This window comes from Furfurilactobacillus entadae, from assembly GCF_045862745.1.
Taxonomy (GTDB): domain Bacteria; phylum Bacillota; class Bacilli; order Lactobacillales; family Lactobacillaceae; genus Furfurilactobacillus; species Furfurilactobacillus entadae.
On the sequence record NZ_BQXN01000072.1, the window covers coordinates 1 to 336 of the forward strand.

Here is a 336-nt window from a genome sequence, read left to right on the forward strand (position 1 = left end):
ACAAGGCGCTATTGATGAGCAGGGGGTGGTCGATCAGAGCCAAATTAAGCGGGGAATTCAGGCCGCCATGCCGGATCTTATTCGTGATGAGGGCTTATCCGCCGACGCCTTTTGGTGGGCCGCCGTCCATTTGAACACCGATCACGTACATGTGCATATTGGATTGAGTGAGGTGCATTCAGCCCGGCCCCGAGTGGCCAATCATGAAGTCCGTGGGAATATGCAAGCCGCCCATTTTGATGATCTGAAGCGGACAGTGGCCAACACCTTAAGTCGCGAACCAGAGCGGGCCAAACAATTACAGTGGGAACACGAGCTGGGGCAATTGCGGACGCA

Annotated in this window: 1 protein-coding gene; it reads left to right on the plus strand. The window is 55.4% G+C overall.

What is annotated here, in order from left to right; translation table 11 throughout:
- The coding region (mobL, locus tag ACKTR5_RS11805) for a relaxase MobL (RefSeq protein ID WP_407881709.1) at window positions 1-336 on the plus strand (336 nt) is incomplete at both ends.